Origin of the sequence: Streptomyces sp. NPDC001922 (assembly GCF_042891165.1) — a bacterium.
In the GTDB taxonomy this organism is placed as follows: domain Bacteria; phylum Actinomycetota; class Actinomycetes; order Streptomycetales; family Streptomycetaceae; genus Streptomyces.
Window position 1 is genome coordinate 1 of sequence record NZ_JBIASV010000025.1, and the last position, 5,032, is coordinate 5,032.

Below are 5,032 nucleotides of genomic sequence, written 5' to 3' on the forward strand. Positions count from 1 at the left end.
TGTCGTTGCATGCTGCGGGTGCTTCGGTGCTGCGGGTGCGGTTGGCCCCGGTGGGGACGGACGCGGTCTCCCTCCACGCCGTCGACACCACGGGCGCACCGGTCTGCACCGTGGAATCCCTCGTACTCCGCCCGGTCTCACGCCACCAGATCACCCGTGGCGACAACGAGTCGCTGTACCGCATGGACTGGCAGCCCCTGAAGGGCTCTGCTGCTCCTGAGCCGTCGACTCGCACCTGGGCAGTGCTGGGTGAAGACCGCCTCGGACTGGTCTCCGAGGACGGGGGCTCCCCGGGTGCCGCCATTCCGGTCGCGGACCTGGAGAACCTGGCGGCACTCGACGAGATCCCGGACACGGTGGTCGTGACCGCCCTGGACGGCGTCGACGATCCCGCACCCTCCGACACGCACTCCGAGGTGCCGGGCACGGTCGCCTCCGGCCTACGTACGGCCACCGGACGCATCCTCGCCCTGCTGCAGTCGTGGTTGGCGGACGAGCGGTTCGCGTCCTCGCGCCTCGTGGTGGTGACGCGGGGTGCGGTGGCGGTTGATCCGGACGAAGGTGTCGCGGATCTGGCGCATGCCGCGGTGTGGGGTCTGGTGCGCTCGGCGCAGTCGGAGAACCCGGATCGCTTGGCACTGGTCGATCTGGATCCCGGCTCCGGGACAGACACAGCCGAGTTGACCGGTGCGTTGGCATTGATCGCGGCGTCGGGTGAGCCGCAGGCCGCGGTGCGCGCGGGTACCGTGCGAGTCCCGAGGCTTGTGCGGGCGGAGGCTGCGTCTCCGGTCGAGGACTCCATGGCCTGGGATGCTGCGGGTACGGTGCTGGTGACCGGTGGTACGGGTGCGTTGGGTGCGGTGGTGGCCCGGCATCTGGTGGTGGAGCACGGTATCCGTCACCTGGTGCTGACCAGCCGTCGTGGTGTTGATGCGCCGGGTGCTGTGGAGCTTCGGCAGGAGCTCGCCGGTCTCGGTGCGCAGGTGCGTATTGCCGCGTGTGATGCGGCGGACCGCACCGCCTTGGCAGCTCTCCTGGCGGACATTCCGGCGGAGGCTCCCCTCACTGGTGTGGTGCATACGGCGGGTGTTCTGGACGACGGTGTGGTGTCGGCGCTGACGCCGGAGCGGCTGGACACGGTCCTGCGTCCGAAGGTGGATGCGGCGCTGAACCTGCACGAGCTGACGCGGGACATGGGTCTGTCGGCGTTCGTGTTGTTCTCCTCTGCTGCTGGTCTGCTGGGTGCGGCCGGGCAGGGCAACTACGCCGCCGCCAACGCGCTCCTCGACGCCCTCGCACAGCACCGTAGGTCCCAGGGGCTGCCCGGTCAGTCCCTCGCCTGGGGCCTGTGGGCCCAGAGCAGTGGCATGACCGGCGGCCTGTCGGAGGCCGACGTCTCGCGCATGGCGCGGGCGGGGATGCGTCCGTTGTCCCAGGTGGAAGGGCTGGCGTTGCTCGACGCGGCCCGAGCCACCGACCATGCCGTCCTCGCCCCTGTCCACCTGAATACTGCCGCGCTGGCCACCCAGCCGACTGTGTCGGCGATGCTGCGGTCCCTGGTACGCAAGCCGTCGCGCCGCACCGCAGCTGCCGAGCCGAGCCAGGACAACGCCCTCAGGGCACGACTGCTCGCGGCACCCGCCGCCGATCAGGACCGGATGCTCCTGGACTTCGTCCGCACCCATGTCGCGGCGGTCCTCGGACACGGTGCACCGGATGCGGTGCAGCCACAACGGGCCTTCAAGGATGTCGGCTTCGACTCGCTCACCGCCGTCGAACTGCGCAACCGGCTCACCGCGGAGACAGGGATCAGGCTGCCCGCCACGCTGGTCTTCGACCACCCGACGCCCATGGCCATCGCCGAACTCATCCGCGAGGAGCTCCTCGGCGGAGCCCTCGCCGCCGGCGCTCCGGAGCCGACCGCGTCAGCCGTGGCCGTGGCGGACGATCCCATCGCCATCATCGGCATGAGCTGCCGCTATCCGGGGGGAGTCGGCTCGCCGGAAGACCTGTGGCGGCTCGTCGCGTCCGGCGGGGACGGAGTCTCACCGTTCCCTGTCGACCGCGGGTGGGACCTCGAAGCCCTCTTCGACACCGGCGCGGACGCCGACACCGGCCGGTCCGGCACCAGCTACGCCCGCGAGGGCGGCTTCCTGCACGACGCGGCCGAGTTCGACGCCGAGTTCTTCGGTATTTCGCCGCGTGAGGCGCTGGCGATGGACCCGCAGCAGCGCCTGCTGCTGGAGACCTCCTGGGAAGCGCTGGAGCGTGCGGGCATCGACCCGACCTCGCTGCGCGGCAGCCGGACCGGTGTCTTCACCGGAGTCATGTACCACGACTACGGCTCCCGCCTCACCGAGATACCGGAGGGGCTGGAGGGCTATCTCGGCAACGGCAGCGCGGGCAGCGTGGCCACCGGCCGCGTCGCGTACACGCTGGGCCTCGAGGGCCCCGCGGTCACGGTCGACACAGCATGCTCCTCCTCCCTGGTGGCACTCCACTGGGCGGCGCAGTCGTTGCGGCAGGGTGAGTGTTCGATGGCGCTGGTGGGCGGTGCCACGGTGATGTCGACGCCGGGTGTGTTCGTGGAGTTCAGTCGTCAGCGGGGTCTGGCGGCGGACGGCCGGTGCAAGTCCTTCGCGGGTGCGGCTGATGGCACTGGTTGGGCTGAGGGTGTGGGGATGCTGCTGGTGGAGCGGCTGTCGGATGCCCGTCGGAACGGTCATCCGGTGTTGGCGGTGGTGCGCGGTTCGGCGGTGAACCAGGACGGTGCGTCGAACGGTCTGACGGCCCCCAACGGCCCCTCCCAGCAGCGTGTGATCCGGCAGGCGCTCGCCAACGCGCGGCTGTCCGCCGAGCAGGTGGACGCCGTCGAGGCGCACGGCACCGGGACGACGCTGGGCGACCCGATCGAGGCGCAGGCTCTGCTGGCCACGTACGGTCAGGGACGTGCGGCGGACCAGCCGGTGTGGCTGGGGTCGGTGAAGTCGAACCTGGGCCACACGCAGGCTGCCGCTGGTGTGGCGGGCGTCATCAAGATGGTGATGGCGATGCGGCACGGCATTCTGCCGCAGACCCTGCATGTCGACGAACCCACGCCCCACGTGGACTGGACCGCGGGCTCGGCGCAACTGCTGACCCGGCCCATGGACTGGCCCCGGACCGGCCGGCCCCGCCGGGCAGGTGTGTCCTCGTTCGGTATCAGCGGCACCAACGCGCACGTCATCCTCGAACAGGCCGCACCGGTCGACACCGCGGAAACCGCCGGTGCCGGCACACCGGATGGTCCGGCTGTGGTGCCGTGGGTGCTGTCCGGGCGGAGTGCGGAGGCGTTGCGGGCGCAGGCGGGCCGGCTGGCGTCGCTGCTGAAGGATGAGCCGGGGCTGTCCCTTGTCGATGTGGGCTTTTCGCTGGTGACGTCGCGTGCTGCGTTGGAGCACCGGGCCGCGGTCGTAGCCTCCAGCCGTGAGGACGGAGTGACGGCGCTGATGGCTTTGGCGTCGGGTGGTGTGGCGCCGGGTGTGGTGGAGGGTGTTGCGGGTTCGGGGAAGCTCGCGGTGTTGTTCACCGGCCAGGGTTCCCAGCGCTTGTCGATGGGCCGGGAGCTGTATGAGCGCTATCCGGTGTTTGCGGAGGCGTTCGATGCGGTCTGTGGTGAGCTGGACCGGCATGTGGAGCGTCCGCTGCGGGATGTCGTCTTCGGCTCCGACGCGGATGTGCTGGACCGGACGGGGTTCACGCAGCCTGCGTTGTTCGCGGTTGAGGTGGCTCTGTTCCGTTTGGTGGAGTCGTGGGGTGTGCGGCCGGAGTTTGTGGCCGGTCATTCGGTGGGTGAGCTGAGCGCTGCGCATGTGGCGGGTGTGTTGTCGCTGGCTGATGCTGCGGTGCTCGTAGCTGCGCGTGCGCGGTTGATGCAGGCGCTGCCGGGGGGTGGGGCGATGGTGGCCATCGCTTCTTCCGAGGCAGAGGTGCGGATGCTCCTCGAGGACACCTCCGGTGTTTCCGTTGCTGCGGTCAATGGTCCGCAGTCGGTGGTGATTTCCGGTGACCGGGATGCCGTTGTGGCGGTGGCCGAGCGCTTCTCTGCTGCTGGTGTGAAGACGTCGCGTCTGCGGGTGAGTCATGCGTTCCACTCGGCTCACATGGACGGCATGCTCGACGCTTTCCGTGCCGTGGCGGAGAAGCTGTCGTTCGAGCAGCCGCGCATTCCGGTGGTCTCCAACCTCACCGGAACGCTGGCCACCACGGATGAACTGTGCTCGGCGGAGTACTGGGTGCGGCACGTCCGTGAAGCGGTCCGGTTCGCAGACGGCATCCGAGCCCTCCACGCCGAAGGCGTCTCGCGCTACCTGGAACTGGGCCCCGACGGAACGCTCACCGCCATGGCACGCGGCTGCCTCCCCGACGACAGTGAGGCACTGCTCGTCCCCGCACTCCGCCGCGACCGGCACGAGCACGAGGCCGTACTCGCCGCAGCCGCAGCTCTCCATGTGGAGGGCATCGACATCGACTGGCAGGCCGCCTTCTCGGGCACCGGTGCACGTCGGATCGACCTGCCGACCTATGCCTTCCAGCACCAGCGCTACTGGCTCGACGCGGACCGGCCCACAGGTGACCTCGTCGCGGCCGGCCTGACTCCCGCCGAGCACCCGATGCTGGGCGCCGCACTCGGTCTGGCCGACAGCGACGGGCACCTCTTCACCGGCCGGATCGGTGTGGACACCCACCCGTGGCTGGCCGACCACCAGGTCTCCGGAATCATCGTGGTCCCGGGAACCGCGGTGCTCGAACTCGCCCTCCGCGCCGCTGATCAGGTGGGGTGTGGGCGGGTTGAGGAGTTGACTTTGGAAGCGCCGTTGGTGTTGCCGGAGTCGGGTGGGGTGCAGGTGCAGGTTTCGGTGGGTGCGGTGGATGAGGGTGGGCGTTGTGCGTTCGCTTTGTTCTCGCGTTCTGCGGACTCTGCCGGGTCTGTGGGTTCTGCGGTCTCTGTTGGTTCGGGTGTTGGTTCGTGGGTGCGGCATGCCAGTGGGTT

At 69.7% G+C, this 5,032-nt stretch carries 1 protein-coding gene; it reads left to right on the forward strand.

From position 1 onward, the window contains the following. Positions 1-5,032: type I polyketide synthase (locus ACFYYR_RS31655; protein ID WP_388861353.1), on the forward strand; the 5,032-nt coding region annotated here is incomplete at both ends.